General features: G+C 49.6%; 1 protein-coding gene and 1 pseudogene. One reads left to right on the forward strand and one right to left on the reverse strand.

Going from position 1 to position 2,115, the window contains the following annotated elements; all coding sequences use genetic code 11:
• Positions 1–1,842: lytic transglycosylase domain-containing protein (locus FEK46_RS23300; protein WP_138194854.1), on the forward strand; the 1,842-nt coding region annotated here is incomplete at its 5' end.
• A gap of 90 nt (positions 1,843–1,932) precedes the next feature.
• Here FEK46_RS23300 and FEK46_RS24030 read toward each other — a convergent pair.
• Positions 1,933–2,115 (reverse strand): annotated as a pseudogene (locus tag FEK46_RS24030) (hypothetical protein); the annotation flags it as partial.

Below are 2,115 nucleotides of genomic sequence, written 5' to 3' on the forward strand. Positions count from 1 at the left end.
TATCCATTGCCATCTGTGCAGCCAGTGGAGACACAGCAACCAGTAGCACAGCAACAACCACAGCAAAGTGGATTTATGTCTGATCTTGGCGAAGCAGTAAAAGAGACTGGTCGCGGACTGGTGCAGGCTGGCGTGAACGTGGCAAACATACCTGCATCGGTTGCCGATGCTGTAACAAGCGCGGCTGCATGGGCTGGCGGTAAACTCGGCATTGGCGATGGAACATATCAACCAGCGCCACGAGTAACAACGCATGGATTAGAGCAGGACTTTGGCCTTCAGCAAGGTGCGCTGACTCCACAAACGACAGAGGGCAGGGTATTTGCTGAAGCATTGCCTTACCTCACTCCTGCCGGCGTTGAGAGAGCGGCAACACAGGCACCAACACTTGCTGGTCGAATTGCTCAGGGTGCAACTCGCCTTCTCGCTGAAAACGCAGTTGGATCACTTGCTGCAAACAGTGTGAAAGATGATGCGGAAGCACTAGCCACCGACTTAGGCGTTGGCGTTCTGGCTGGCGGAGCTATTAACGCTGCCGGACGTGGATTAGGTGCTGCTTATCGTGGAGTTCGTGGTGCGATAGCGCCAGAAGCGCAACAGGCTATCAGGTTTGCAGAGCGTGAAGGAGTGCCTCTGCACACCACAGACCTGTTACAACCTACTTCCCGCGTCGGAAAAATGGCGCAGACTACAGCAGAAAATATCCCTCTGGCTGGCACAAGCGGAATGAGAGCAACGCAACAGGAAGCGAGAAGCCAGTTGGTGCAGAGATTTGCTGATAAATTCGGTGAGTATGATCCAGCTGTTGTTATTGAAAGCCTTAAAGCGAAAACATCAGGAATTCGTCGTGCTGCAGGTAATCGACTTGAACAGGTTCAGAATGCAATGGCGGGAGTCAACATTCAGCCTGTGCGAGCAATTCAGCAGATTGATACTGAGATATCTAACCTGCAGAAGCTTGGTAAGGTCGCTGATAACGAGACGATTTCAAAACTTCAATCCTATCGTGATGAGCTTATTCGCAATGCTGGTCCTGATGGTCCGGTAAATCTGGATTTGAAGCAATTAAGCGATCTGCGCAGCCAGTTCAGAATGGACGTGAAGGGTGAGCGACCAGTGTTACCAAACCGTTCCGATGCCGCCATACAGCGCGTTTACAAGGCGATGACCGACGATATCAATGGTGCCATTGGTCAGAATCTTGGCAATGATACTCTTCGTAAATATCAGCAGGCCAATGCCGTCTACGCTGACGAAGCGGCGAAACTAAAGAATACCAGGCTGAAGAATATTCTCATGAAAGGCGACCTGACGCCGGAAGTTGTGAATAACATGCTATTCAGCAAGAACAAATCGGAAATTAAGACGCTGTATAACTCAGTTGGTCGCGTTGGAAGAGCGCAAATGCGCAATGGCATCATTGGAAAGGCGATAGAGAAATCAGGTGGATCCCCTGACCAGTTCCTTCGACAGCTTAACATCCTGCAAAACCAAACGGGTATCACATTTAAGGGGCAGGATGCTGCTTACCTGAGGGGATTGAAAAACTACCTGCAATCCACGCAGCAGGCTGCAAAAGCGGCAGTAACAACACCAACAGGGCAGCAAACCATCCCGTTCATTATCGGATATGGGACGGCAATGAACCCGGCGACAACTGGCGCAGCAGTAAGCTACGGCCTTCTTGCTCGCGCCTATGAGAGTGAGCCATTCAGAAATGCAATGCTACGAATGGCAAATACCCCACGCGGATCAACAGCGTTTGAGAAAGCCATGAAGCAGGCACAAAAGGCTATTAACGCTATGACGCAGGGTGTTAAGTCTGATGCGTTGTCAGAATAGCTTTTCAAACACCAGGAACGTGCAAAAATCAAATATGTAGAACGCGAGGTTTATCGTATCCCTCTGCATAGGCGATACCTTTGCTGATTGTTATCTGATGTTACTGCTACTGTTGCATGTGACTGTATTTCCAAACCCTGAATTGCAGTTTGTGTAAGTGTCAACTCGTGTTGGATAGGGTTGAGTTATAACAGGCTGTCTCGCTTTTTGCTCGATCGCTTGCATTGTGTTTACAGCCTGATAATTCAATAATGGAGTGACCACATTCCGGTA

Origin of the sequence: Escherichia sp. E4736 (assembly GCF_005781225.1) — a bacterium.
In the GTDB taxonomy this organism is placed as follows: domain Bacteria; phylum Pseudomonadota; class Gammaproteobacteria; order Enterobacterales; family Enterobacteriaceae; genus Escherichia.